At 66.9% G+C, this 1696-nt stretch carries 1 protein-coding gene; it reads left to right on the top strand.

The window, feature by feature from the left end; translation table 11 throughout:
- The first annotated feature begins 17 nt into the window (after positions 1-17).
- Positions 18-1679, top strand: coding sequence for an ISAzo13 family transposase (locus ACFYW9_RS41380; protein ID WP_389160361.1), 1662 nt, complete (start codon positions 18-20; stop codon positions 1677-1679).
- Positions 1680-1696 lie beyond the last annotated feature (17 nt).

Genomic DNA, 1696 nt, shown 5'->3' with positions numbered 1-1696 from the left:
AAGAGCAACGGGCCGTGCTGGCAGCCAAGTTCGAGGCAATACTGCCGCACCTCGACGAGCGGCAGCGTCGTCTGCTGATAGGAGCGGAGGCTCAGTCTCTCGGCCACGGCGGGATCAGAGCGGTCGCCCGTGCCGCCGGCGTCCGTGAGGCCAGGGTGTCTGCCGGAATACGCGAACTCGCCTCCGGAGAAGCCCTGTTGGGACGCATCCGTCGACCCGGCGCCGGCCGCAAACGCGTCGCCGACCTGAACCCGGCCGTCCGCAAGGCGCTTCTCACACTGGTCGAGCCCGATGTCCGCGGAGACCCCATGTCGCCGCTGCGCTGGACCACCAAATCCACCCGCAAGCTCGCCGAGGAACTGACCCGGCAGGGCCACCGGATCTGCGCGGATACGGTGGGCGACCTCCTGCGCGAGGAGGGCTTCAGCCTGCAGAGCAACGCCAAGACCCTGGAAGGCCGGCAACATCCCGACCGGGACGCACAGTTCCGCTACCTCAACGAACAGGTCCGCGGCCACCAGGACGGCGGGGCTCCGGTGATCAGTGTGGACACGAAGAAGAAGGAATTGGTCGGCCTCTTCAAGAACAACGGCCGTGAATGGGAGCCCAGAGGCGAACCGGTACGGGTCGACACCCACGACTTCCCCGACCGCGAGCTGGGCAGGGCCGTGCCCTACGGCATCTACGACGTCGCCGCGAACACCGGCTGGGTCAACGTGGGCACCGACCACGACACCGCCGCGTTCGCCGTCGAATCCATCCGCCGCTGGTGGAACGGAGCCGGGCGGGCCGCCTATCCCACGGCCGGCCGGCTGCTGATCACCGCCGACGCGGGCGGCTCCAACGGCTATCGCACCCGCACCTGGAAGACCGAACTCGCCCAGTTCGCCGCCGAGTCCGGCCTGACCATCACCGTCTGCCACCTGCCTCCCGGCACATCGAAGTGGAACCGGATCGAGCACCGGCTGTTCTCCCACATCACCATGAACTGGCGAGGCAGGCCCCTGACCAGCCACGAAGTCATCGTCCAGAGCATCGCGGCGACCACCACCAAAAGCGGTCTGACCGTGCACGCCGAACTCGACACCAACTGCTACCCCACCGGCATCCAGGTCAGCAACGGCGAGATCGCCGCCCTTCCGATCACGCGCCACCGCTTCCACGGCGACTGGAACTACACCCTCCACCCCCAGCATCCGATAGACGCGGCGATGACCGACAGCACCTCGGACCAGGCTTCGGCGAGCAGTCCGCCCCACCTCACGCGTCGTTCGCTGCAGGACCCAGAACTGACCGGGATGACCCGCCAACAGCTCAGCGAGCTCATCGACGCCCTGACTCCCGCGCTGGAGGATCAACGCGAGCAAGTGCTCCGCACACGCCGCGGCCACGAACGCCTGGTCGCCCCCGGCACCGGCGCCAAAGCCAAGCTCACCCCGGCCGACCGGATCCTGGCCACCGTGCTCCACCTGCGCAAACTCGCCACCATGAACCTCCTCGGCCAACTCTTCGGTGTCACCGCCGTGACCATCTGCCGAGCAAGTCAGGAAGTTCGCCCACTGCTCGAAGCACACAGCCACCACATCAGTGCCTCAACCGCCCGCTTCCGCACACCAGCCGATGTCGTGATGTTCCTTGCTCCCGACCCCACCCAGACCAAGGTCAAAAAGACGAGTTAAAGATCTGCACACCCTTA

Origin of the sequence: Streptomyces sp. NPDC002698 (assembly GCF_042888945.1) — a bacterium.
In the GTDB taxonomy this organism is placed as follows: domain Bacteria; phylum Actinomycetota; class Actinomycetes; order Streptomycetales; family Streptomycetaceae; genus Streptomyces.
The sequence above is the reverse complement of the archived record's forward strand: the minus strand, read 5'-3'. Positions and strand labels throughout refer to the sequence as shown.